At 69.8% G+C, this 23,219-nt stretch carries 25 protein-coding genes and 1 pseudogene; 15 read left to right on the top strand and 11 right to left on the bottom strand.

The features are described from left to right. The first annotated feature begins 46 nt into the window (after positions 1–46). Positions 47–808 carry a phytanoyl-CoA dioxygenase family protein gene (locus HEB94_RS19410; protein WP_192751206.1) on the top strand — a complete coding sequence of 254 codons (762 nt, stop codon included), beginning with the start codon at positions 47–49 and terminating at the stop codon, positions 806–808. Between the two features lie 80 nt (positions 809–888). On the opposite strand, the gene HEB94_RS19405 is transcribed toward HEB94_RS19410, so the two are convergent. Then, positions 889–1,686, bottom strand: a complete 798-nt coding sequence (locus HEB94_RS19405; protein ID WP_192751205.1) for an ABC transporter permease — start codon at positions 1,684–1,686, stop codon at positions 889–891. Next, on the bottom strand, positions 1,683–2,615 hold the full coding sequence (locus tag HEB94_RS19400; protein WP_192751204.1) for an ABC transporter ATP-binding protein: 933 nt from the start codon (positions 2,613–2,615) through the stop codon (positions 1,683–1,685). Before HEB94_RS19400 ends, HEB94_RS19405 begins: the two co-directional genes overlap by 4 nt. 184 nt (positions 2,616–2,799) lie before the next feature. Between HEB94_RS19400 and HEB94_RS19395 the strand changes: the two genes are divergently transcribed. The 4 genes from HEB94_RS19395 (at position 2,800) to HEB94_RS19380 (ending at position 6,364) form a co-directional block, all read left to right on the top strand. Then, complete coding sequence (locus HEB94_RS19395) at positions 2,800–3,210, top strand: GntR family transcriptional regulator (protein WP_192751203.1); 411 nt, start codon at positions 2,800–2,802, stop codon at positions 3,208–3,210. Next, positions 3,207–4,334, top strand: a complete 1,128-nt coding sequence (locus HEB94_RS19390) for a DUF1648 domain-containing protein (RefSeq protein ID WP_192751202.1) — start codon at positions 3,207–3,209, stop codon at positions 4,332–4,334. Before HEB94_RS19395 ends, HEB94_RS19390 begins: the two co-directional genes overlap by 4 nt. Before the next feature lie 173 nt (positions 4,335–4,507). Then, the gene (locus tag HEB94_RS19385) at positions 4,508–5,710 is read left to right on the top strand and encodes a cytochrome P450 (protein WP_192751201.1); all 1,203 of its coding nucleotides are present in this window, start codon (positions 4,508–4,510) and stop codon (positions 5,708–5,710) included. Between the two features lie 51 nt (positions 5,711–5,761). Beyond that, positions 5,762–6,364 (top strand): TetR/AcrR family transcriptional regulator, encoded by a 603-nt coding sequence (locus HEB94_RS19380; protein ID WP_192751200.1) that lies wholly within the window; start codon positions 5,762–5,764, stop codon positions 6,362–6,364. On the opposite strand, the gene HEB94_RS19375 is transcribed toward HEB94_RS19380, so the two are convergent. The 3 genes from HEB94_RS19375 to HEB94_RS19365 form a co-directional block, all read right to left on the bottom strand. Continuing rightward, positions 6,361–7,149 (bottom strand): SDR family oxidoreductase, encoded by a 789-nt coding sequence (locus tag HEB94_RS19375; RefSeq protein ID WP_192751199.1) that lies wholly within the window; start codon positions 7,147–7,149, stop codon positions 6,361–6,363. The two genes, HEB94_RS19380 and HEB94_RS19375, sit on opposite strands and share 4 nt — an antisense overlap. A gap of 326 nt (positions 7,150–7,475) precedes the next feature. Beyond that, positions 7,476–8,009 carry a hypothetical protein gene (locus tag HEB94_RS19370; protein WP_192751198.1) on the bottom strand — a complete coding sequence of 178 codons (534 nt, stop codon included), beginning with the start codon at positions 8,007–8,009 and terminating at the stop codon, positions 7,476–7,478. A gap of 158 nt (positions 8,010–8,167) precedes the next feature. Next, on the bottom strand, positions 8,168–8,977 hold the full coding sequence (locus tag HEB94_RS19365; protein ID WP_192751197.1) for an Fpg/Nei family DNA glycosylase: 810 nt from the start codon (positions 8,975–8,977) through the stop codon (positions 8,168–8,170). 123 nt (positions 8,978–9,100) lie between these two features. Here HEB94_RS19365 and HEB94_RS19360 point away from each other — a divergent pair, with 123 nt between their 5' ends. Further along, complete coding sequence (locus HEB94_RS19360; RefSeq protein ID WP_192751196.1) at positions 9,101–9,349, top strand: hypothetical protein; 249 nt, start codon at positions 9,101–9,103, stop codon at positions 9,347–9,349. 165 nt (positions 9,350–9,514) lie between these two features. After that, positions 9,515–10,498 (top strand): DUF5996 family protein, encoded by a 984-nt coding sequence (locus tag HEB94_RS19355; RefSeq protein WP_202896441.1) that lies wholly within the window; start codon positions 9,515–9,517, stop codon positions 10,496–10,498. Between the two features lie 62 nt (positions 10,499–10,560). On the opposite strand, the gene HEB94_RS49380 is transcribed toward HEB94_RS19355, so the two are convergent. The 4 genes from HEB94_RS49380 to ku all read right to left on the bottom strand — a co-directional run bounded on the left by HEB94_RS49380 (position 10,561) and on the right by ku (position 14,926). Further along, entirely contained in the window at positions 10,561–11,340 is a 780-nt protein-coding gene (locus HEB94_RS49380; RefSeq protein WP_202896440.1) for an MFS transporter, read from the bottom strand. Continuing rightward, positions 11,226–11,942 (bottom strand): MFS transporter, encoded by a 717-nt coding sequence (locus tag HEB94_RS49375; RefSeq protein ID WP_202896439.1) that lies wholly within the window; start codon positions 11,940–11,942, stop codon positions 11,226–11,228. The genes HEB94_RS49380 and HEB94_RS49375 overlap by 115 nt, the downstream gene beginning before the upstream one ends. A gap of 267 nt (positions 11,943–12,209) precedes the next feature. Then, the gene (locus HEB94_RS19345; RefSeq protein ID WP_202896438.1) at positions 12,210–13,526 is read right to left on the bottom strand and encodes an MBL fold metallo-hydrolase; all 1,317 of its coding nucleotides are present in this window, start codon (positions 13,524–13,526) and stop codon (positions 12,210–12,212) included. Between the two features lie 308 nt (positions 13,527–13,834). Next, complete coding sequence (ku, locus tag HEB94_RS19340) at positions 13,835–14,926, bottom strand: non-homologous end joining protein Ku (RefSeq protein WP_192751195.1); 1,092 nt, start codon at positions 14,924–14,926, stop codon at positions 13,835–13,837. 332 nt (positions 14,927–15,258) lie between these two features. Between ku and HEB94_RS19335 the strand changes: the two genes are divergently transcribed. The 3 genes from HEB94_RS19335 to HEB94_RS19325 are packed head-to-tail and all read left to right on the top strand — an operon-like array spanning position 15,259 to position 17,616. Next, the gene (locus HEB94_RS19335) at positions 15,259–16,251 is read left to right on the top strand and encodes a GTP-binding protein (RefSeq protein WP_192751194.1); all 993 of its coding nucleotides are present in this window, start codon (positions 15,259–15,261) and stop codon (positions 16,249–16,251) included. Continuing rightward, positions 16,248–17,282 carry a WD40 repeat domain-containing protein gene (locus HEB94_RS19330; protein WP_192751193.1) on the top strand — a complete coding sequence of 345 codons (1,035 nt, stop codon included), beginning with the start codon at positions 16,248–16,250 and terminating at the stop codon, positions 17,280–17,282. The genes HEB94_RS19335 and HEB94_RS19330 overlap by 4 nt, the downstream gene beginning before the upstream one ends. Then, positions 17,275–17,616, top strand: a complete 342-nt coding sequence (locus tag HEB94_RS19325) for an ArsR/SmtB family transcription factor (protein WP_192751192.1) — start codon at positions 17,275–17,277, stop codon at positions 17,614–17,616. Before HEB94_RS19330 ends, HEB94_RS19325 begins: the two co-directional genes overlap by 8 nt. 40 nt (positions 17,617–17,656) lie before the next feature. Here HEB94_RS19325 and HEB94_RS19320 read toward each other — a convergent pair whose 3' ends face one another. Next, entirely contained in the window at positions 17,657–18,943 is a 1,287-nt protein-coding gene (locus HEB94_RS19320) for an MFS transporter (RefSeq protein WP_192751191.1), read from the bottom strand. Between the two features lie 81 nt (positions 18,944–19,024). Beyond that, on the bottom strand, positions 19,025–19,945 hold the full coding sequence (locus tag HEB94_RS19315) for an NADP-dependent oxidoreductase (protein WP_192751190.1): 921 nt from the start codon (positions 19,943–19,945) through the stop codon (positions 19,025–19,027). A 149-nt stretch (positions 19,946–20,094) separates the two neighbouring features. Between HEB94_RS19315 and HEB94_RS19310 the strand changes: the two genes are divergently transcribed. The 5 genes and pseudogenes from HEB94_RS19310 (at position 20,095) to HEB94_RS19295 (ending at position 23,101) form a co-directional block, all read left to right on the top strand. Then, positions 20,095–20,319 carry a hypothetical protein gene (locus HEB94_RS19310; RefSeq protein WP_192751189.1) on the top strand — a complete coding sequence of 75 codons (225 nt, stop codon included), beginning with the start codon at positions 20,095–20,097 and terminating at the stop codon, positions 20,317–20,319. A gap of 156 nt (positions 20,320–20,475) precedes the next feature. Beyond that, positions 20,476–21,069: pseudogene (locus HEB94_RS52555) on the top strand (type III polyketide synthase); the annotation flags it as partial. Next, a complete protein-coding gene (locus tag HEB94_RS52550; RefSeq protein WP_337918537.1) occupies positions 21,070–21,555 on the top strand; it encodes a 3-oxoacyl-[acyl-carrier-protein] synthase III C-terminal domain-containing protein in 486 nt (161 codons plus the stop codon). It abuts the pseudogene before it with no gap. A gap of 5 nt (positions 21,556–21,560) precedes the next feature. Further along, on the top strand, positions 21,561–22,079 hold the full coding sequence (locus tag HEB94_RS19300) for an isoprenylcysteine carboxyl methyltransferase family protein (RefSeq protein WP_192751187.1): 519 nt from the start codon (positions 21,561–21,563) through the stop codon (positions 22,077–22,079). Positions 22,080–22,342: 263 nt separating this feature from the next. Further along, the gene (locus HEB94_RS19295) at positions 22,343–23,101 is read left to right on the top strand and encodes a TipAS antibiotic-recognition domain-containing protein (RefSeq protein WP_192751186.1); all 759 of its coding nucleotides are present in this window, start codon (positions 22,343–22,345) and stop codon (positions 23,099–23,101) included. Positions 23,102–23,219 lie beyond the last annotated feature (118 nt).

Genomic DNA, 23,219 nt, shown 5'->3' with positions numbered 1-23,219 from the left:
CAGGCATGTCCTGGGCGACCCTCGTCTGCCCCCGAAGGAGGACGACATGAGCGCCGGACACTCCGTGGAGGAGCAGGCGGCCCTTGGTGCCGACCAGGTGGCCGCCTACCACGACCGTGGCTACATCGCCGTGGAGAACGTCCTCACCACGGCGGAGGTCGCCGAACTGCGAGCCGTCACCGAGGAGTTCGTCGAACGCTCGCGTCAGGTCACCACGCATACGGAGGTCTTCGACCTCGAACCGGGCCACTCCCCCGAACGTCCCAGGCTCCGCCGGCTGAAGGCCCCACACCACCAACACGACGTGTACGACCGGGTGCTGCGCCACCGGCGGATCCTGGACATCGTCGCCGAACTGATCGGTGCCAGGATCCGTTACAGGACGACGAAGCGCCTGATGGTCGTGCCGGGGTCTCACCACGGACCGGTCCTCGACCACCACCAGGACGGGTACTTCGCCGGCGCGGTCACCGCCCCGGACGGGCTGCTGGAGCGGGCGGTCCCCATCGAACTGCACGCCGGCGGCATCTCCGTGCACCACGCCCGGCTCCTGCACGGGTCGGCGCCGAACACCTCCACGCGGCCACGACGGTTCCTCCTCGCGGAGTACGCCGCCGCCGACGCCTGGCCGCTGGTCGGGTCGGGCGACTGGGACGAGTTCAACAGCCGGTTGCTGCGGGGCGACCCCGTCCTCGAACCCCGGCTCGAACCCGTCCCGGTCCGGATCCCCCTACCCACGCATGCGCGGCAGGGATCCATCTACGAGGTGCAGAGCGTGGTCAGGAGCAGGGCGTTCCACCCCGGCTGACCGTCGCCGCACCAGCCACCAGCCACCGAACGCCGCACGCCGGACGCCGGACGCCGCACCGGACGCTGCCCCGCCACCCCTCACTGGACGTCGCGCCGCATCGGTACCGCGACGGCGAGCGCCGCGGCGGCCACCGCGTACCCCGCGAGCAGCAGACCCCCGCCCGTGGGGGACAGCAGATCGATGGAGGTCGTACCGATCTCGGTGGCCATCGCGTCGGTGACGTAGGTGAATCCGGTGAGAGCGGCGGTGGCTCCACCGGGCAGGAGCGGGTAGAGCTGGTTGACCCAGGGGATCATCGACAGCAGCGTCTCCCCCATGTAGAAGTAGCCCACGACCACGAGCAGCGCCGCCACCTGGTTGCGGATCAGCGCGCCGACGCCCACACCGATCAGCACGTACACCGCCATGGACAGGGCGAGCCTGGTCAGGACCTCGAGGACCGTCCCCGTGGACGGACCGAGCGTGAGTCCGTGGACCGCCGCGCCGCCGTAGAGCGCGGCGGCGGCGGTGCCGGCGAGCACCACGCCGTACGTCAGACCGGCGGCGGCGTAGGCGACCAGCTTGGCCGTCAGGACCTGCCCGCGCCGCGGGGCGAACAGGAACGTGTAGGTGACCGTGCGGTGGCGGTACTCCGACGGCACCGCCAGTGTGCCGAGCACGGCCGGAACGAACACCGTGAAGCCGACCATGCCGAGGATGGTGCCCACCCCTACCTCGGTGTCCACGCCTGGCATGGGTGGTTGGAAGTTCTCCGGTCCGATCAGCGTCAGCAACCCGACCAGCCCGCCACCGCACAGGGCCGCGCACAGCAGGCCCACCTGCCAGATCCTGGTCGCGAGCAACCTACGCAACTCCGCCTTGACGAGCCTGCTCATCTGTTCTCTCCCTGACGGTCGTCACCCAACGAAAGGAACCACTCTTCGAGGTTGGAGGCCTCGGTGCCGATCTCGTACAGACGGACGTCGGCCCGGGCCGCGAGGTCGGCGATCTGCTCGGTGCGCAGGCCGTGCACCCGCAGCCGACCCGGCTCGACGTCCTCGACCCTGCTCGCCGCCAGGCCGTCCGCGGCGTGCTGCTTGAGGAGGGTCGCGAGCTGGTCGGCCTGCGGCGAACGCAGGAGGACAGGTGGCAGGGTGCCGCTGGCGAGCTCCTCGAGGGATCCGGCGGCGACCATCCGTCCGCCGCGGATCACCACCACGTCGTCGACGATCTGCTGGAGCTCGCTGAGCACGTGGCTGGAGATGAGGATGGTCCGGCCGTCCCGGGCGAGGCCGCGCAGCAACTCGCGCAGCCACGCCATTCCCTCCGGGTCGAGGCCGTTGCTCGGTTCGTCGAGCAGCAGCACGCGCGGGTCACCGAGCAGCGCGGTCGCGAGGTTCAACCGCTGGCGCATGCCGGTGGAGAACTGCCTCGTCCGGCGGTTCGCCGCGTCAGCCAGCCCGAGGACGGCGAGCAGTTCGTCCGCGCGGCGGTCGGGATACCCGCCCATCGCGCAGTAGATCCGCAGATGCTCCCGCGCCGTGTGCCCGGGGTGGAACGCCGAGGCGTCCAACACAGCGCCGACCGTCGCCGACGGCCGTGGGATGTCGCGATACCGCCGGCCACCGATCGTCGCGGTGCCCGAGCTGGGAGCGACGAGGCCGAGGATCATCCGCATCGTCGTGGTCTTGCCCGACCCGTTCGGGCCGAGGAAACCGGTGATGGAGCCCGGTCGGACGGTGAAGCTCAGGTCCGAGACCGCGGTGACCGCGTGGAAACGCTTGGTCAGGTTGGTCACGTCGATCGAGAGGTGGCCGCTGGTCATGCCGGTCCTTCCAGGTGCTGAGGGCGAGCTCTGATGGCGCTTGGCTACCTGTGCTAGTAGTTGTATAGCAGATGGCCGTAAGCTCGGACCCAGAACTTGCCCGCAGATGTGAATCTGTTCTATAACAAATCGAACAAACGCATCAGAGTGCAACCGTTGCGAACAGATGGAGGTGAGGCCGCAAGTGATCCTCGAAGTGGACCTGGACAGCGAGGTGCCGATCTACCAGCAGCTTCGCGACCGCGTCGTCGAGGCGATCGCCGCCGGACTGCTCCGGACCGGCAGCCCGCTGCCCTCCACACGGGCGCTGGCCAGCGACTTCGGCGTCAACTTCCACACCGTGAACAAGGGGTACGACCTCCTGCGACAGCAGGGGCTGTTACGCATCAACCGCAAGTCCGGCGCCGTCGTCTCGCGGGACCGCACGTCGGGTCCACCGGAGCCGGACTTCGTACCGGACTGGACCGCCCGGGCGACGACCCTGCTCGCCGAGGCGTCCGCCCACGGGGTGAGCGACGAAGAGGTTCTCGAGATCTGCCGCGGTGTCCTACGCAGCTTCGCCGCTCAGGAGAGCGCGCGAGAGGGGGAGTCATGATTCTGGCCGTCGCCACAAGCCTCACGCCGGTCGTCGTCGTGACCGGGTCGGCCTGGCTGATGCCATCGATCCAGCGGCCGGACCTCCCGTTCGGCGTCCGCGTACCCGCCGACCGGGTGGGAGACGACGCGATCGTCGAAGCGAACCGGACGTTCCGGCACCGCATGCTGGTGAGTGGCATGTTGGTGCTCCTCGCGAGCGTCGTGCTCTCGTCGGTGTTCGACGGGGGCTCGCCCGCGGCCGCCGTGCCGGTCGGCATCGCGCCGATCCTGCCGCTCGTCCTCGCGGTGGTGGTGTTCTACCTGCGCGCCCGGGCCTCGATCCTTCGGGCGAAGGCCGAGCAGCGCTGGTACGACAACGTACGACAGCGCGTCACCGTCGACACTTCGCTGCGCACGACACCCGAGCACTTCCCGTGGGTCTGGACCCTGCTGTCCGTAGCGGTGGTGCTCGCCACCCTCGTCGCGGGCATCGCGATGTACCCGTCCATGCCGGCACGGGTCCCCTGGCACTCCAACGGCACCACCGTCGACGCGTGGCGGGACAAGTCCCCCTGGGTGGTCGGGATGCCCGTGGTCCTCGAGGCGCTCCTCACCGTCCTCATCATCGGGCTGCTGGTGTGGTCGTTCCGCTCCCGCGCCGACCTGGAACCCTCGGCACCGCAGCGTTCCGCCCAACAGCACCGCATGTTCCTTCGCCGCATCGGCCGCGCCCTGCTGGTCCTGATCGCCTGCGCGAACGCCAGCATCCTGCTCGGCATGATCCCGATGTGGCAGGGCCAGACGCCGCAGGGCTGGACGGTTCTCGGCCTGGTGCTGCTGCCCCTGATCGGCACGGCGTACGTCGTAGGCGTGTCGGTGCGCACCGGCCAGGGCGGCACCCGCATCGCCACCACCGACGGTGCGGAGCCCGAGCGGCCGGGCACCGCGCACACCGACGACGACCGGTACTGGCGGCTCGCCGGCACCCTCTACATCAACCGGGACGACCCGGCGATCCTCGTGCAGAAGCGGGTGGGCATCGGTTGGACCTTCAACCTCGGTAACCCGACGAGCATCGCCGTCGCGGTCGTGGCCGTGGTGGGCACAGTCGCGGTCACCCTCCTCGCCGCCGTCAGCGGTTGAGGAGCGGCCGAGCGAGGGACGATGACGGTCGAGGCGGCCACGGCCGCCTCGACCGACCGGGCGGCTGGACGTTCGGTAGAAACCGCCGAAATCGGACTACGCCGAGAACCGATAGCCTCCTGTCACTTCGGTGTAGCGTCGAACTGTCGAGCCACCAGCGGAGAGGACGAACGATGACCGAAGTGCCGGTGATGCCCCTTCACATGCAGCGCGCGCGGTTCGATCCGGTCGAGGCTCTCGCCCAGGCACGTGAGAACGAGGGCGTCACCAAGGTCGTGACACCGTTCGGCCAACCGGCCTATCTCGTGACCCGCTACGAAGACGTCCGTGAGGTCCTCGCCGACCCCACCCGGTTCAGCAACCAGCGTTCGGAGGCCTACCCGCCCCCGGGCGCCGCCTCCGTGAGCAAGGAGGAGCTCGCCGACATGCGGGCCGGGCAGCTCCTCGGGATGGACCCGCCCGACCACAGCCGCCTGCGCCGCATGCTCACACCGGAGTTCACCGTCCGGCGGATGCGGCGACTGGAGCCACGGATCGCCGAGATCGTCGACGCGGCGCTGGACGACCTCGAAAACTCCGGCAAGCCTGCCGACCTGGTCTCCCACTTCGCTCTTCCGGTCCCGTCGCTGGTGATCTGCGAGCTGCTCGGCGTTCCCTATGCCGACCGGGCGGAGTTCCAGCACCGTTCCAGCCGCCAGCTGGACATGTCCCTGCCCATCGAGGAACGACTGGCGCTCGGCCGCGAGGGGCGTGCCTACATGGCCAGCCTGGTCGCGCGCGCCCAGGCCGACCCCGGCGAGGACATGCTCGGCATGCTCGTACGCGAACACGGTGACGACCTCAGTGCGGCCGAACTCGTCGGCATCGCCTCGCTGCTCCTGATCGCCGGACACGAGACGACGTCGAACATGCTCGGCCTCGGCACCCTGGCGCTGCTGCGTCACCCCGAGCAACTCGCCGCCGTCCGCGACGACCCGAGCCAGGTCGAGCCGGCCGTCGAGGAGTTGCTGCGTTGGCTTTCCATCGTGCACTCCGGGATGCCGAGGACCACGACGACCGAGGTGGAGATCGCCGGCCAGACCATCCCGGCGGGTCAGCTCCTCGTGCTGGCACTGCCCGCGGCCAACCGTGACCCGGCACTCGTCGCCGAACCCGACCGGCTCGACATCAGCCGAGGCGCTCCCGGCCATGTCGCGTTCGGCCACGGCGTCCACCACTGCCTCGGTGCGCCGCTCGCCCGGATGGAGATGCGCCTCGCCTTCCCGGCGTTGCTCCGCCGCTTCCCCGACCTCGCGCTCGCCGTGCCCTACGACGAGATCGACTTCCGCGCCTACCACGTGGTCTACGGACTTCACTCCCTACCCATCACGTGGTGAGGCGGCACACCGGCCGCCTCACGGCGGTCGAAGGAGGGTGACAACGCGACCATGACGGTGCGAACGAGGACGACGCGCGAGCGAGGTCTGCGGGTCGACGCGGCGCGCAACTACGAACGCATCATCGTCGCGGCGGGGCAGGCCTTCGAGGAGGACGGCCCCGACGTCTCCCTCGAGGAGGTGGCCCGGCGTGCGGGTGTGGGCGTCGCGACCCTCTACCGGCGCTTCCGCACCCGCGACCAACTCGTGCGAGCCGTCGTCGACCACGTCCTCACCACCGAGATCGAGCCCGCGAGCGCGGCCGAGACCGACGACCCGTGGCACGATCTGGTGAAGTGCCTACGGGCCACGGTGGACGTGCTCGCCGGGCGGCAGGTGGTGAGTGCCCTGGCGCGCGAGGCGAACCTGACGGACCCGCAACTGCTGCACCGTTACATCGCCGCCATGGACCGGCCGCTACGGAGGGCGGCCGCGGCGCATCTCGTCCGCCCGGAGTTGGAAGCCCGTGACCTCGCCGCAGTCGTGGTCATGGCACTCGCCACGATCCACCCCGGTGACCCGCGGGGCGCGGACCGACGGAGATACCTCGCCCTGCTCGTCGACGGCCTACGTCCGGCGGCCACGACCCTGCCACCCCCCTCGACCAGGAGCTAGAAGCGCGTGGCCGACTTCGGTGGACGCGGAAGCGTCGCCGTCAATCCACCATTGACACCGATGGTCTCGCCGGTGATGTAGCTCGCAGCGTCGCTGGCGAGAAAGGCGACGATCCCGGAGACGTCCTCGGCACGTCCCCAGCGCCTGATCGCGGTCACCTGCTCGACCCACTCCGTCCACGCCGGATCCGCGAGCGCGTGCGCGTTGGTCTCCGTGGCCATCAGTCCGGGTGCGATGGCGTTGACGGTGATCCCGTGGCTGCCGAGCTCGGCCGCCAACGTGCGGGTGAGTCCGTTCAACCCCGCCTTCGCGGTGGAGTAGGCCGCGTCGTCCGCTCGTCCGAGCTGACCCATGGTGGAGGAGATGTTGACGATCCGGCCGGTCGCATGGCGCTCGACAACCCGCGTCGCCACGAGCTGGCTCAACATGTAGGCCGAGATGAGGTCGGACTCGAGCAACCGCCGAAAGTCCGCCGGCGTCATCTCGAAGACTCCGCGGCGGTCCCGCTGGCCGACGTTGTTGACGAGGACGTCGATCTCCGCCGGTGTGGAGTCGAGCGCGGCGGTCGCCGCCGCCTCGTCGGTGACGTCGAAGCACAGGGACTCGACGGCGATACGTTCCGAGCGAAGGGACTCGACCGCCCGGCGGGTGTTGTCCTCACTGCGGCCGTTGAGAAAGACCCGAGCACCGGCCAGGCCGAGCCCGCGAGCGATCTCCAGGCCGATCCCGCGCGCGGATCCGGTGACCAGGGCCGTGCGGTCGGCGAGGGAGAGCCACCACGTCATCGCCGCGCGCCTCGTCGGTCGCGGATGTCGTCGAACACCTGTCACTCCGTCGGCGGAGGCCTGCCGCGGTTGGCATCCACGTCGAGGCTCACCAGTCCTTGATGCCACCCGGTCTCGTCGTGACCGGAGGCGGAACGTCATCCAGGCTATCCCCGTGGCAAGGGCGACTTGCGGTGCGGCCACCGCGGGCGCGTGCGCGGCCCCGACTTGGCCCTGACTTGCCCTTGTTCATCCGCTGTTGTTCCGACGCACGAGGCACGTCTCGTGACGGAGATCCGGCGACGGCACCCGCCACCGGATCCCCGTCACGAAGACACCTGGGCCGTTCAGTCGCCCGCGCCACCCATGCCCGAATGATCAGGAGAGCTGGGTGCGTGCTTCTCGAACGCCGAACGCAGGTGCGAGATGTCCGCGACGTAGAGCGCGGTCGCGCTGTGTCCGCTCACGGTCGCCGCCACGCTCACCATGTCGCCCTGGCCGATCGACCGAAGGCCCGCGGACCCTGCGTTGACAACGGTGTCGGACCCAAGGCGGTATGTCTGGCGGTAACCGTCCGCGCTCCGCAGCGTGATTTCAGTGGAAGACGCACTCTGCAGGGATCCCCGCTGAATCCTCACCGTCTCATATCCACCGCCGCGTTTCGGAACGACGAACTCACCGTGCAGCACCCGGCTCGCCTTGCCCCAGCCGTGCCCGCCGGGCTCGGCACGCACACCGCCCGGTGCGACTTGGGGCGCCGGAGCCTGCTGGGCCTGTTGAGCGCCGCGAGCGGCGCCTTGCGTGTCCGCCCCCAACGCGGACTGGCCACCTACCAGGGCCACGCTTCCGACCCCCAGCGCCATGACTGTCGTCGTTGACACCGCCAGACCGGTAACGGTCGGCCGATTCCCCCACATGGCGTTCTCCTTCCTGCGTAGGAGTCTCCGGTCCACTCTCCACCATCCCGAAGCGATCTCGGCTCCGGCTGCCTTCTGGACTGCTCGCTCCCGCCGCCGTGCGCGCTCGGGCGGGCGGCTCGTCAGCGTTCCTGGCAGTGCGGGCACCATACGGTGGTACGTCCGCCGATGCGCGAATGCCGAAGCGGTGTGCCGCAGTGCGGGCAGGGCGCGCCTTCCTTCTCGCGGTTTCCGGTGAGCCAGGAGGACCGTCCCGGCACGTGCCCAACCGCCACGCTGGTCCGCAGGACGGTTCGCATTCGTCGGTACATCCGGTCGCGATCGGCGCGCGAAAGGTCCGTGGTCGGCCGAGCCGGATGCAGATGTGAGCGCCACAGGATCTCGTCCACCAACAGGTTGCCAAGCCCCGCCACGACCTCCTGGTCCATCAGCGCGGGTTTGACCTGACGGCGGAGCCCCGCGAGGCGCGCCCCGAGTTCGGCCGGCGTGAGGTCGAACACATCCGGTCCGGTATTTCCGAGCAGTTCGCCGACATCGGTGTCCGTGCGAGAAAGTCGTACTCCTTGGAGTTTGCGCATGTCGCGATAACGCAGCTCGCCGTTCGACAACACCAGCACGATGCGGTCGTGGCGATGCCGTTCGGCTCCGTCGCGGTCCGCCCACACGAGACCGCCGGTCATTCCGAAATGGAAGACCAGGCTGGGATCGTCGGGTTGATGCCCGCTTCGGGCGAGCCGCGTCGGCCCCACCAACCACTTCCCGTGTCGCCTCGGTTCGTCGAAGTACCTACCGGAGAGCGAGCGCCGGAGCTCCTCCGCGTCGACGTTGCGCAGAACACCGGCATCGGCCACGTCCACGTCGTCGATGCGTACTCCCACGCCATGATCGGCAAGGACCCTGCGGAACCCCTCGACATCGGGCAGCTCAGGCATCAGCGACTCCCCCGTCGGCGAAACGGTCGGTCTGCCGGCGTCGCGCCGGGCACGGCCGCGGACGCCACTACCGCCGACGCTAGCTTCTCCGTCCTTTCGGCCGAGCCGATGCAGACTGGCCACATGGGTGTGCCGAACATGGACCCGGTGGCATCGACCCGGTTCCTCGCCCCGACGAACGCCGACAAGCCGACCTTGACGGGCACGTCGAGAGGTGCGAGCGCGACCACCCGGCGGACGGTGCGCATTCCTCCCGATCCGGGAAGACCGAGCATGCGCACGAACGCCCAGCTTCGAACTCCTCACCAGTCGCGCACGGTGATCATGCTCGCCGAGCGCATCGCCGCGACCATGGCCGGCAGGGCGGCGTGACCGGTCCGTCGCGCCCGCGGAAGCGATGACCTAGCCTTTCGACAGAGGGCGGAACCGATGGGTGTCGGCCGCCCAGGTCGGCACCTGTTTCGGGCCTGTCGAGATATTGGCCGAACAGTCGGACTGTGCGTCTTTGACAGCACGTCGGGCGAGGGGGTGTCGAAGGTGACAGCGCATGACACGGATTCGTCGGTTGCCCAGGTGCGAGAGGTGTGGCCCGCCCTTCCCTACGAAGCCTGGAAGGACACCTGCACCGCTTTACACCTGTGGACGCAGATCGTCGGCAAGGTACGGGTTGCCCAGACGCCCTGGCTCAACCACTCCTGGCATGTCCCGCTGTATGTGAACGCGAGAGGTCTCACGACCGGACCCGTCACTCATGGTCCGCGTACGTTCGACATCACCTTCGACCTCGTGGACCACGTTCTCTCCCTCCGCACCTCCGACGGCGCGGAGCGTCGGATCAAACTGCGGGCGCAGTCGGTGGCGGACTTCTACACGTGCGTGATGGACGCGCTGGAGGCCCTCGAGGTGCCGGTCGACATCAACACCAGGCCGAACGAGGTGCCCCACCCGGTTCCGTTCCCCGAGGACCACGTCGTCCGTCCCTACGACGCGAACGCGGCTCACGACTTCTGGCGAGCGCTGACCCAGGTCGACCGGGTTTTCTGTGAGTTCCGCACCGGCTTTCTCGGCAAGTGCAGCCCGGTCCACTTCTTCTGGGGCAGCTTCGACCTCGCCGTGACCCGCTTCTCCGGCCGGTCGGCGCCGGTCCATCCGGGTGGACTGCCCGGGCTTCCGGACGCGGTCACCAGGGACGCGTACTCCCACGAGCTGAGCAGTGCGGGGTTCTGGCCCGGCGGCAACGGGATGGAGGAGGCGGCCTTCTACTCCTACGCCTATCCCGAGCCGGGCGGCTACCGGGCGGCCGACGTCCAGCCGGCGGAGGCGTACTTCGAGCCCAAGCTCGGCGAGTTCATCCTGCCCTACGACGTCGTGCGGACGGCCGCTGATCCCGACCGCACCCTCGAGGACTTCCTGCACAGCACCTACGAGGCGGCCGCCAACCTCGGGCACTGGGCCCGGGACCAACTGGAAAGCGCCGAGGGACGGGTACGGATCCCGCGTCAGGTCCGATCAGGAGGCTGAACCCGTCCTGACCGGCCCCACTCGCCCCACTCGCCCCACTCGTCCCTGGACCGGCCGGCGACTCAGGACCCGGTCCGGCCCCGGCCGGCTGGCGTCGCGGCGGCGTCCAACTCCGGCACCGCCTCCTCGATCGTGGGCGTGGCGGCGCGCTCGGGTTTCGGCGGGGAAGGATTCGCGGTCTCGACCACCTCGGCAGGAGCCTCCACCCCGACCAACCGTCCCTGGCGTTGTAGCCGCAGGACGGTCAACCCGGCCGCGAGCGCGAGTACCGCCAGCACTCCCGCGCTCAGCCACGGGGACGACGCACGCTGCCCGAGGTCGTCGAGATAGCCGGTGCCGGCGTTGCCCGCCGCCGTGGCGATACCGGAGCCCGTCATGGCCATACCGAGGTAGGTCCCGGTGAGGCCGTTGCGCGCGAAGCCGATCGTGACCTCCTGGGCGTACGGCTGCGCGCCGTCGAGGCTGACGGTCAGTGTCACGGTCGCGAGGAGAACCGGCACCGCGGCCAGCAGCAGGCTCGCCGTCGTACCGCCGCCGTCCGCGTCGGACACCATGGCCGCGCTCAGCCCCAGCGGGACGAACGCCGCCGCGGACAGGAACAGCCCGCCGGCGATCACCATCCCGGGTGCCACCCGTCCGGCGAGCCACTTCACCAGCCGGACCTGGGCCGCCAGCGTCACGAGGGTCGAGACGAGGAAGACCCCACCGGTGGCCGCGGACCAGCCGGTCACCCGCGTCGCCTCCAGCGGCAGCAGCAGGTAGAACTGGTTGTAGAAAGGAACAGCACCGAGGTGGCGGCCGCGAAGACGACGAACGCCCGGTCGCGCAGTGCCTCCCGCCACGTGCCGAGGGTCGAGCCCGCGGACGCCTCGGCGGGCCGGGCGGGCAGGGCGAACAGTTGCCAGATCGTGAGAACGGCGAACACCGCCGCGGACACTCCCGCCGTCCAGCGGAAGTCCACCGCGACGAGCACGCTCCCGATCAACGGTCCGGCGAGCGCGCCCACGGTGCTCGCGACGTTCGACAGGGCGAAGGCGTCGAGCCGACGCTCGCCCGCCTCCACCGCGATGTAGGAACGGGCGGCCGGGCTGAAGAGTGCTCCGGCGAAGCCGACCAGCATGGACGCCACGATCAGGCCCGCGACGTCGTCGAAGAACGCGAACATCCCGAACGCGACGGTGCGCAGCGCGCAACCCGCGATGATCACCGGTCGGGGGCCCAGGCGGTCGGCGGCCGTACCGCCGATCAGGGTCAGGCCCTGCTGGCAGAACACCCGGAGCCCGAGGACCGCCCCCACGACCGCGGTGGCCACGTGCAGCTCGTCCCGCAGGTAGGTCGCGAGGTAGGGAACCAGAAGGTAGAAACCCAGCGCGATGCCGAGTGTGTTGACGAGGAGCAGTTGGACCGAGCGAGGCAGCGACCGTGCGAGGCGGATGGTGTTCATCAGGCCGGCCGCTGCCTGGGAGATGATGAGGTCACGAAAAGATCATTTCTCTCCGGTGCCGGGCTCGGGGCCTTCTCGACGGCCGGGACAGGACCTCACTGTCCGGATCCGGCGGCTCGCGTCCACGCAACCAACAAACCCCAGCCCGTTGCATCCCAGTTGCGAGCTCTTTGCGGATACATCCTAGTCGCGGAGTCCCTCATCCGCGCCCGGCGGTGCCGGCGACGACGACAACGCCGCCAGCGTGGACGCGGGGCGTCGCGACCGCTACCGGTCGGTCGGGGTGCAGAGGTAGGTCATCCGCCGGCTCTGCTTCACCATGTTCGAGGCGGGGAGGTTGAGCTCGATGTCAGCCGGCAGCCAGGCGTATCCCTCTCCGTCCGGCCGGAGATGTCCCAGCCCGGGGAACGGGAAGTGGTAGGCGAAGACGGCGGTCCGGTCGCGGTCGACCATCTCGTAGACGCGTCGGCGTTGGGCGCTCGCCGCGGTCGGGTCGTGGTCGAACTGGAATCTCCAGTCCGGGCGCTGCAGCAGCAACTGGTGGTGACACAGGTCGCCCCAGAAGAGCATGGTCTGGTCCTGGCTGGTGATCTTGTAGAGCATGTGGCCCGGGCTGTGACCCGAGGTCGAGAGGGCGGTGACGCCGGGCACGATCTCCGACCCGTCCGCGATCCGGTCCACCCGGTCGGCGTCGGCGTACGTCACGAGGTTGTGGCGAGCACCCCGGAAGTACTCCCGCAGAGCGGGGTTCGGCTCCCGTTCCTCCCGCGACCGGTCGGTCCAGAAGTCGAAGTCCGGCCCGCTGATCGCCACCCGGGCATGCGGGAACACCCGTCGGCCGTGTCCGTCGACCAGGCCCCAGCAGTGGTCGGGGTGGGCGTGGGTGAGCGCCACGACGTCGATGTCACCGGGTTCGATGCCGGCAGCACACATGACGGCGGCGGCTCGACCCGCCTGTCCGCCGAAGCTCCGGCCGCCGAGTTCCGGGTCGGTCCCGAGGCCGGTGTCGAACAGGACCAACTGCTCGCCGGTGTCGACGACCAGCAGGTTCTGTGGGAGTCGCACCTCGCTCCTCGACAGGTAGTTGCGCGCGAGGATGGAGTCCATCTCGGCCGGATCGGCGTCAGGGAAGTTGTCGTACGGAGAGCCCATCTCCAACTTGCCGTCGCTGACCACGGTGCAGTCCAACGCGCCGTGGGAGAACCGTGTCCATCCCGGCAGTCGCTCGTGATGCGGCCTCCGGACGTGGTGGCCGCGTTGCCAGGGCAACTCCTTCGCCAACTCCTCGGGCAGGGCCTCGACCGTGGCGGCGCCTGGGTGCCGCCACCAGGACTCCACCCGCCACGCGCTGGCGTCCTCCGGCTTGCGCGGCTCACTCCGCGCCGCGGTGCGATGAACGGCGAGCATGTACCACACGGTCGCCGCGAGCAGCACGCACACGATGCCGAAGGCGGCCCAGATCACGTCCCACCGTGCACCGGGACCGCCGGCGAGAAGCCCGAAGGCGACCAGGACGGCCACCGCGGCGAGGATGACGAGCCTGGCGACGAGCAGGCGCAACCCGTACGTGACTTGCGATGACATAACTGGCCCCCTACCCGAACGCTCGACGAGCGGCCATGAACCCCTCCCTTGCCCGCCGGTGCGGGAAGGGGGGCGCGGCGACCCATCGAGACGGGATCGCATCCGCACCGCGCCTCCGACGGTGCCGCCTCGGCATCCGTGGCGGCACCGGCCGCACTCGGCCGTGCGCGACAGCGAACCGGGACTCAGGAAAATCTGAAACCGCCCGATCCGCGGCCGGCGATTCTTCTAGGCTAGCCCCCTGCCCAGGCAGGATTTGCCCGCTCCACCCGCTTCGCCACGGATGCCTGTGTCCTCCCCGGCAGCGGTCAGGACGCCTTCTCCACCGCCTTCTGGAGCTGGGCCCGGCTCATCTTCGAACGCCCGTCGATGCCGAGCTTCGTCGCGCGGTCGTACAGCTCCTGCTTGCTGAGCTCTGCGACGTCCGCCGCTTTTCCACCCCCGCCGGCCCGGGAGGACGCGGAGGCCCGACCGGACTTCCTGGCCGTGGTCGAACCGCCGTTGCCGGCGCTCTTCGCCGCACCGCGCTTGCCGCCTCCACCCCCGGTGCCGGCCTTCGACGCGCCGGCCTTCGTCCCCGCCCTGGACCCAGCCTTGGCCTGGCCGGCGCCGGCCCGGCCGCTCTTGGCCTCCTCGACGCTGCGCCGGAGGGCGTCCATGAGGTCGACGACGTTGCTCTCCTCCGGTTCGACCTCCTCGAGGCTGATCTCGCGGCCCTTCGCCTTGTCCTTGACGATGCCGAGCAGGCGCTCTCGGTAGGTGTCCTCGTACTTCTCGGGCTTCCAGGGTGTCGCGAGCTGCTCGATCAGGTTGACGGCCGCCTTCATCTCACGCGAGGTGCTCTTGCGCGCCGCAGGCAGGTCGTCGTTCACGTCCTCCGGGTCACGCACCTCGTCGGCGAACAGCAACGTCTGGAGGACGAGGATCCGCTTCCACGGCCGGATCACCGCGAGGTACTCCTTGCCCCGCATCACGAAGGACCCGACTCCGGCCAGACCGGTCTGCTCCATCGCGTCCCGCAACAGGGCGTAGGCCTCGTACGCGCTCTCCTCGCGCGGTGAGAGGTAGTAGGTCTTCTCGTAGTAGACGGGATCGATCTCCGTGAGGTCGACGAAGTCGGCGATCTCGAGCGACCGGGACCGACCGAGGCTGGCGGCGTCGACCTCCTCCTGCGTCAGGGTGACGAACTTGTCTCCGGGCAGCTCGTAGCCCTTGACGATGTCCTTGTAGTCGACCTCGCGATCGGTGCCCTCGGCCACCCGCTTGTAGCGGATCCGGGCGTTGGTCTCGGCCTCGCGCTGGTGGAAGGACACGTCCTTCTGCTCGGTGGCGCTCACCAGTCCGACCGGGACGTTCACCAGTCCGAAACTGAGCGAGCCACTCCAGATCTGTCGCGGCATGCGTTCATCCTCCTGCCTGGCCGCCGTCGCAAGGAAGCCTTTCCGGTGCTCAACCGCGCCAGCGGCGCTCCTATGGCCGATACCCGGATCCGGGCCGGACCCTACCGCCGCCGCGGCGGATTCGAGCGCCCGCGAACGTGGCGCCGGACGCACGCGCCCGCAGCTTCGGCGTCAGACCCATATTGAACATCGTTTTCGTTTTCGTTTATGCTCCCTCGGTGAGACAGGAAGACGGGCCGTGCAGACCCCTGTCACCACCTGCCATCCCCAGAACCATCCGCACAACCATCCCCAGAACCATCCGCCTCCCGCCGCCCCAAGGAGAACACCACGTGACCGACAGCCGGGTACCCGTCACCGTCCTCACCGGCTTCCTCGGCTCGGGCAAGACGACCTTGCTCAACCGGATCCTCACCGAACAACACGGCATACGCATCGCCGTCATCGAGAACGAGTTCGGCGAGGTCGGCATCGACGACGCGCTCGTCCTCGATGCCCAGGAAGAGATCTTCGAGATGAACAACGGATGTATCTGCTGCACCGTCCGCGGTGATCTGATCCGCATCCTCGGCGCGCTCATGCGCCGGCGTGAGCGCTTCGACCGCATCGTGGTGGAGACGACCGGGCTCGCCGATCCCGCACCGGTCGCCCAGACGTTCTTCGTGGACGACGAGATCCGCGAGCAACTTCGGCTGGACGCGATCATCACCCTCGTCGACGCCCGCCACATCCACGCGCACCTGGACGAGCTCAAACCGGAGGGCGTCGAGAACGAGGCCCTGGAACAGGTCGCCTTCGCGGACCGCCTGGTGCTCAACAAGACCGACCTCGTCGACGACGACACCCGCGCCGGCGTCCAGCAGCGGTTGCGCGAGATCAACGCCCTCGCCGAGATCATCCCCGCCCAGCACGCGAAGGTGGACCTCGCCGACATCCTCGACGTCGGAGCGTTCGACCTCTCCCGCGTCCTGGAGACGGACCCGCTCTTCCTCGAGCAGACCGACCACCAGCACGACGCGACGGTCGGCTCGGTCGGGTTCGAGGTTCCCGGCGAGGTGAACGTCGACAGGCTCAACACCTGGCTCGGGGAGCTGTTGGCGACCAAGGGCGTCGACATCTTCCGCTCCAAGGGGATCCTGGCGGTCTCCGGGCAGGCCAACCAGTACGTCTTCCAGGGCGTCCACATGCTTTTCGACGGCGACGAGGGACGGCCCTGGCGCGCGGACGAGGCGCGGGTCAACCGGCTGGTGTTCATCGGCCGTAACCTCGACCGCGCCGAGCTGGAGTCGGCGTTCTCCACCTGCCTGGTCGGAGCCGACGCATGACGGCCGTGAGCAGGGCCGCCGGCGCCGTGGGCACCGCCCACGCCACGGTTTGGCAAGCGTTCCTTGACGACGCGCCCGTGGCACTCGCGGCGGCGCGCGGCCTGCTCGGCGTCGCCGGCGCCGACGGCCGGTGTCACGTGTACGACGCCGAACGGGGTGAGTCGGTCGCCACGTTCACGGTCGAGGGCGGCCTGCTCGACGCCACGTTCTCCCCCGGCGGCTCACACCTCGCCCTCGTGGGACCTGCCGGCCACGCCGTGTGGCACGCACGCGACGGACGCCTGGAGGTGGCCGAGACCGGCGAGTGGTCGGCGCGGGCTCGCTGGTTCGGCGACGACCGGCTGGCGGTCGCGACCGGGCGGCGGGTGACCGTACGATCCGCGGGCGGCGTGGGACTGTGGAGCACCGGCCCGGCGCCGAGCACCGTCACCGACCTGCAGTGGTTCCGGCAGGGACGGGAGATCGCCGTCGCGGCGTACAACGGCGTCTACCGCTACGGCCGCCACCAGTCCGCGCCGGTCGGCTACTTTCCGTACGCCGGCTCGCACCTGTGCGTCGCTGTCTCCTCCAACGCCCGCTGGATCTGCACCGGCAACCAGGACCGCAGCGTGCACATCTGGCGTACCCGGGACGGAAACGAACTGGAGATGGCCGGCTTCCCCGACAAGGTCACCCGGATCGCGTTCGACGACGGTGACCGCTGGTTCGCCACCAACGGAGCACCCGAGGCGACGGTGTGGGACTTCGCCGGCAAGGGTCCCTCCGGCCGGTCCCCCCGCCTGCTGCCCGGCCATCGAAGCGTGACCGCGCTCGCCTGGCGGCCCGGTGGGGCGGGCGTCCTGGCGACGACCGGAAGCGAAGGCGACCTCGCCGTGTGGCGGGTCGAGTCGGGCTCGCCCGGCCGGCCGACGAATCCGCTGCACACCGTCGACCTCGACGGTCCGGGGGCGGCGCTGCGCTGGCTCGACGCCCGCCACGTCGCCGCGGCCGACCGTACGGGCTCCGTCCGCGTGGTGGCGTTCGATGTCTAGCGCGAGGTCGAGCGAGGCGTGGGATCTGGACACGGCCGGTGCCGGCGCCATCGCGGCCGCGCTGCAGGTACTCGCCACGCCGAGCCGGTTGCTGATCCTCGCCAGGCTCCGGCGGGGCGACTGCACGGTCGTCGAGCTCGCCCGGGCGGTCCGGATGGAGCGGTCCGCCGTGTCCCACCAGTTGCGGCTGCTGCGCATACACGGTCTGGTCAGCAACGCGCGGTACGGGCGAAGCGTGCGCTACTGCCTCTGCGACCACCATGTGGCCCGGCTGCTCGATGACGCCGTGGAGCATCTGGACCACCTACGCGTCGACGCCGACGGCCCCGTCTGACCCGGCGCGGCGACCCCGGATTCGGCCCCGGGTCCGGCCCCTAGGACCCGGTCACCGAGCTGGGCCGCACCTCCAGGGTGGGTCGCTGGTCGCGCCGACCCCGGGCCACCACGGCATACAGCAGCCCGGCGAGGACCAGAAGCACCGGGAACGCCGTACCCACCAGCAGGCCGACCCGCAGCCCCGACCCGTCCCGCACCGGCAGCGCGTCCGCGAGCCGGGTGAGGAAGCCGTTCGCGCCGGCCGCCGCCTCGGCGACCGCCCCGGTGATCCACGGCCCGCCCGCGCCGCCCGCGTCACCGAACACGGCCAAGACGCCGAACATCGCGGCCCCGCCGAACGGGAACCGCGCCGCGGCGAGGCTGAACGTCCCCGGCCAGAGCAGGCTCACTGCGAGGCCGCACACGGCGCAGCCGACCAGGCTCAGCACCGGGCTCGCCGACAGGGCGGCGAGGAGATAGCAGCCGGTCGCGAGGGTGCCGCTGCAGACAAGCGCGGGCAGCAGTGGCACCCGCTCTCCCCACAGCCCGTACGCCACCCGTCCTGCGCCCATGAGGATCGCGAACAGGCACGGCCCAGCGAGGTCGCCCCAGACCTTCGACACGCCGAGGCCGTCCTCGGCGAACAGCGAGGACCACTGGGACATGGTGAGCTCGGCCGCTCCGGCGCTCAGCATGAGGACCATCGCGAGGACGAACGTCGGCGCGCTGAACAGCGTCCGCAGCGAGGTCCGGTGTTCGTCCGGGACGGTGCTCGGCAACGGAACCCGACAGAAGACGACCAGGTTGGCCAGCGGGACCAGGGTCCAGATGAGCGGCAGCACCGGCCAGGACCCCTGCCCGATCCAGGCGAGCAACAGGGTGCTGATCGCGACGACGCCCACCTGACCCCAGCAGTAGAAGGAGTGCAGCAGACTCATCCGCGCCGCCTTCGCCTCCTGAGGGCTCGGCAGCGCGTCCACCACGGGACTGACGAGCACCTCGAGCAGTCCGCCGCCGATGGCATAGATCACGACGGCGCAGCTCAGACCCAGGTACGGACTCGGCAGGAGTGCCGGCGCGACCGCGAGCGCCACCAGGCCGAGCACGGCCAGCGCGTGTGCCAGGACCAGCGGCCCCCGGTAGCCCACCCGGTCCACGACCCGGACAGCCACGACGTCGGTGACCAGCTGGGTGGCGAAGTTCAGCAGGACGAGCCGGCCGAGCATCTCCAGTGGGACGTCGTAGCGGGTCTGGAACACGATGAACAGCAGCGGGGCGAGGTTGTTGACGATGGCCTGGGTCACGTAGCCGACGTAGCAGGCACGCCGGGTGGAGTCGAAGGTCATGGCCCACATCCTCGGGGGTGGCGCCGGGAGCGGCGTCGGCGCCGTGGCCAACTCGGAGGGTGAGGGGAACCCGTCGGGGCGTCAGGGCACGAGGACGATCTTGCCGCGGGTGTGCCGGCGAGCCAGCTCGCGGTAGGCGTCCCGCACCTGGTCGAGGGGGTACACCCGGGCGATCGGCACCTGCAACCGGCCCGCCGCCATCGACTCGGCCAGCTCGGACAGGACCTCCGGGGTGGACGCCGTGGCCCCGCCGACCGCCCGCACCCCGCGACTCTTCGCCGCGGCGAAGTCGATGATCGTGTTGATCCGGTCGGGAGCCACGCCGAGCTCGAGTCCCAGGTCGACGTACCCACCGCCGAAGGTGTCGACGAACGCGTCCACCGAGGAGGCGGCGGACCGGATCCGGTCCGCGAGCCCGGGGCCGTGGTAGTCCACCGGGACCACTCCGCGATCCCGCAGCCACGGATGGTTGTCTGGGCCGGCCAGGCCGATCACGGTGGCGCCGCACTGCCGGGCGAGTTGGACCGTCAGGGAGCCGACGCCACCGGCGGCACCCGACACGACAACGGTGTCGTCCGTGCCCACGTCGACCGCCTGGACGCAGGCGTACGCCGTGGTCCCCGCGACCTTCAACGCTCCGGCCTGGTCCCAGGGCACCGAGGCCGGTTTGGGCACGATGGCGGTCTCCTCGACGGCGACGAAGTCGGCCTGGCTGGCCCGGTTGTCGGTGAACCCGAGAACCTCGTCGCCGACGGAGAAGGCGGTGACGCCCTCGCCGAGCGCGCTCACCGTGCCGGCCAGGTCGCTCCCCTGTCCCGACGGGAACGCCGCCGGCCACACCTCGTGCAGCGCACCTTCTCGGATCGCCGCCTCGCCGGGGTTGATGCCGGCCGCCCGGACTGCCACCACGACCTCACCCGGACCCGGCCTCGGCATGTCGACCTCGACCACCTCGAGGACGTCGACGCTCCCGTATTCGCGAAACCGCACGGCCCTCGGCATTCCGGCCTCCCTCTCCTCACAGCCCGGTTCTGTTCCTGACGGACCCGTTCGGTTTCCGACAGACCAGTTCGGTTCAACGGTTGCAGAGATCGACCATCTTCGCCGGGACATTCCGCGCCCCGGACCCGCGCGGTCTAAGGTCCATTGTCATGGCAAGGATTGTCCTCCGCGTCCTGATGACCAGCGGCGACCACCTGGACCTGACCTACGACGAGCCGGAGATCGCCGAGTCTGATCAGGTTCTCGAACATCTCATCTCCGAGCTCGCCGGGGACGCCGGAGTGATTCGGACCAGACATGGCGAGCGGCTCATCGTGTTGTACAGCAGGGGCGTGGCGGGATTCGAGGTGAGTCCGCGTGGTGCGGTCCTGTGACCGCGAAGAAGTTCTCATGTTTGATGGCCGAGGCGTCGGAAAAGAGAATATCTTCACGCCCCATACGGACTTCGTCGCGAACGAAACGCGTTCGAATTCTCGCGACGCGCAGCCCTACCGGACAACCGTGAACAAACCACCTCCCGTGCATACGATGCCGGAATGACGCGAATCGCCGCTGTGCACGGAGTGCCGGCCCGCCATCAATACGCGCAGAGTGAGATCACCGAGGCTTTCGCTCGCGTGTGTGGTCTCGAAGGAGCCGACCGGCGAAATCTCGACCGCCTCCACAGCAGTGCTGCGGTGGCCACCCGCCACCTCGCCCTCCCCATCGAGGACTATCCGAAGCTCCGCGGATTCGGCGACGCCAACGACGCGTTCATCGAGACGGCTCTCGACCTCGGCGCGGACGCCGTCGCCGGCGCGCTCGCCCAGGCCGGTCTGCCGTCGACAGCGGTCGACCTGCTGGTGTTCACCAGCACCACCGGCGTCGCGGCGCCGTCGATCGACGCCCGACTCGTCGACCGCCTCGGCCTACGGCCCGACGTCAAACGCCTCCCCCTGTTCGGGCTCGGCTGCGTCGGTGGCGCGGCCGGTCTCGCCCGCGTACACGACTACCTCACCGGCTGGCCGGATCACGTCGCGGTGCTGCTCTCCGTCGAACTGTGCTCGCTGACCCTGCAACAGACCGACACCTCGATCGCGAACCTGGTCGCGAGCGCGCTGTTCGGAGACGGTGCCGCCGCGGTCGTGCTCCGCGGATCCGGCGGGGCCGAACCTGCCGACGAGGCCGTGAGCAGCGGGCCGAGGGTGGTCGCGACCCGGAGCCGCGTCTATCCCGACAGCCACCGGGTCATGGCCTGGGACGTCAGCAACTCCGGCTTCCAGATCGTCCTCGGCGCGGAGGTCCCAGACGTCGTACGCCGATACCTCGGCGAGGACGTCGAACGCTTCCTCGCCGACCACGGCCTGAAACCGGCGGACATCCAGGCCTGGGTGTGTCATCCCGGCGGACCCAAGGTCCTGCACGCGGTCGCGGAGAGCCTCGACCTCCCAGCAGGGGCACTCGATGTGACCTGGCGATCGCTTGCCGCCATCGGCAACCTGTCGTCGGCGTCGGTTCTCTACGTGCTCCGCGACACGATCGCGCTGGACCGCCACACGCGGGGTGCGCCCGGCCTGCTCCTCGCTCTGGGACCCGGCTTCGCCTCCGAACTCGTCCTGCTGGAGTGGTGACCGCGATGATCGCGTACGCACTGCTGGTCGTGGCCGTCGCGGCGCAGCGACTCGTCGAAGCGCTGATCTCCCGACGCAACGCCGCCTGGAGCCTGCAGCGGGGCGGCGTGGAGTTCGGCCGTCGTCACTATCCCTTCCTGGTCGTCCTGCACGTCGGCCTGCTCACTGGTTGCCTCGTCGAGCCGCTGCTCGCCCACCGGGACTTCGTGCCCCTGATCGGCTGGCCGATGCTCGGGCTCCTCCTCGCCGCCCAGGCGTTGCGGGTCTGGTGCATCTCCACCCTCGGTCCGCGCTGGAACTTCCGCGTCATCGTGGTCCCGGGCCTGCCCCGCGTACGTTCGGGGCCGTATCGCTACCTGAGCCACCCGAACTACGTGGCGGTCGTCGTCGAGGGTCTCGCGCTTCCGCTCATCCACTCGGCCTGGATCACCGCGACGGCGTTCACTGTCCTCAACGTCGCGGCGCTGTCGGTGCGGATCCGTACCGAGGAACGGGCCCTCGGCCTCGCGACCGCGACCGTCTGACTCGCCGAGTCCGACCTTGACCTCATTCCGATGTTCGCCACCTTCCAGGTCCCGGACATCGCCGCCGAGGCGTTCTACCAGGCCGTCGGCTTCGTCTCGACCTGAGCATCGACGACCCGGACGGGAATTGGGTGATCCTCACGGCGCCGCGCGAGGCGGAAATGGGTCGCGCCAGGGAGTGGGCTCGGGAGAACATCGAGGGCGACTTCGTCATCGAGACCTAGACGGCCCGGTCCCTCTCGGGCCTGCGGGCAGGAGGCACCGTGGAGTGGACCATCCAGCAGGTGGCGGCCAGTGCCGGCGTCTCCAGTCGCACACTGCGCCACTACGACGACATCGGGTTGCTCCGGCCCTCCCGGGTCGGCACCAACGGCTACCGGTACTACGACGTGACCGCGGTGGCCCGTCTGCAACGCGTCCTCCTGTTACGGGACCTCGGCCTGAGCCTGCCCGTGATCGCGGACGTCCTGGACCGGCAGCAGGACGAGAAGACCGCCCTCCGCGACCACATCGAACTCCTCGAAGCCGAGCGCGAGCATCTGGGCCAGCGGATCACCGCCGTCCGGCGCACCCTCGACGCCCAGCGCTCCGGCACGGACCGGTCTCTGGAGATGATGCTGGACGGCTTCAACGACCGGTACCAGGACGAGGTCGTCGCTCGCTGGGGTGAGCGCGCCTTCCAGGACAGCAACGCATGGTGGCACGGGAAGAGCCTGCAACAACAGCGCGCATGGAAACGGGACACCGACGAGTTGATCGCGGCGTGGGTCGCGGCCTGGAACGACGGCGTGTCCCCACGTTCGGACCGCGCACACGCGGTGGCTGCCCGGCACGTGGAGTGGCTCCGCGAGATCCCCGGGACGCCGGTGGCCGAAGGAGACCGCGAGCGTTCCATCGAGCTCGTGCGTTGTCTGGGCCGCATGTACGTCGAGAATCCGAGCTTCTCCGCTACGTACGGAGGCACCGACTGCGCCGCGTTCGTCCGCGACTCCCTCGACGAGTACGCCCGGGTCTCCATGTGACAGGGCATCTGGAGTGACTGGGCGTCCGGGTGACAGGGCGTCCGGGCCGCGCGGGTTTCGTCGGCTATGACCGGTTGACGCTGGTCGACGCCCAGCGCGCTTCGCCTCGCCTGTGCCA

The organism is Actinopolymorpha pittospori (assembly GCF_014873875.1).
Lineage (GTDB): Bacteria > Actinomycetota > Actinomycetes > Propionibacteriales > Actinopolymorphaceae > Actinopolymorpha > Actinopolymorpha pittospori.
The sequence above is the reverse complement of the archived record's forward strand: the minus strand, read 5'-3'. Positions and strand labels throughout refer to the sequence as shown.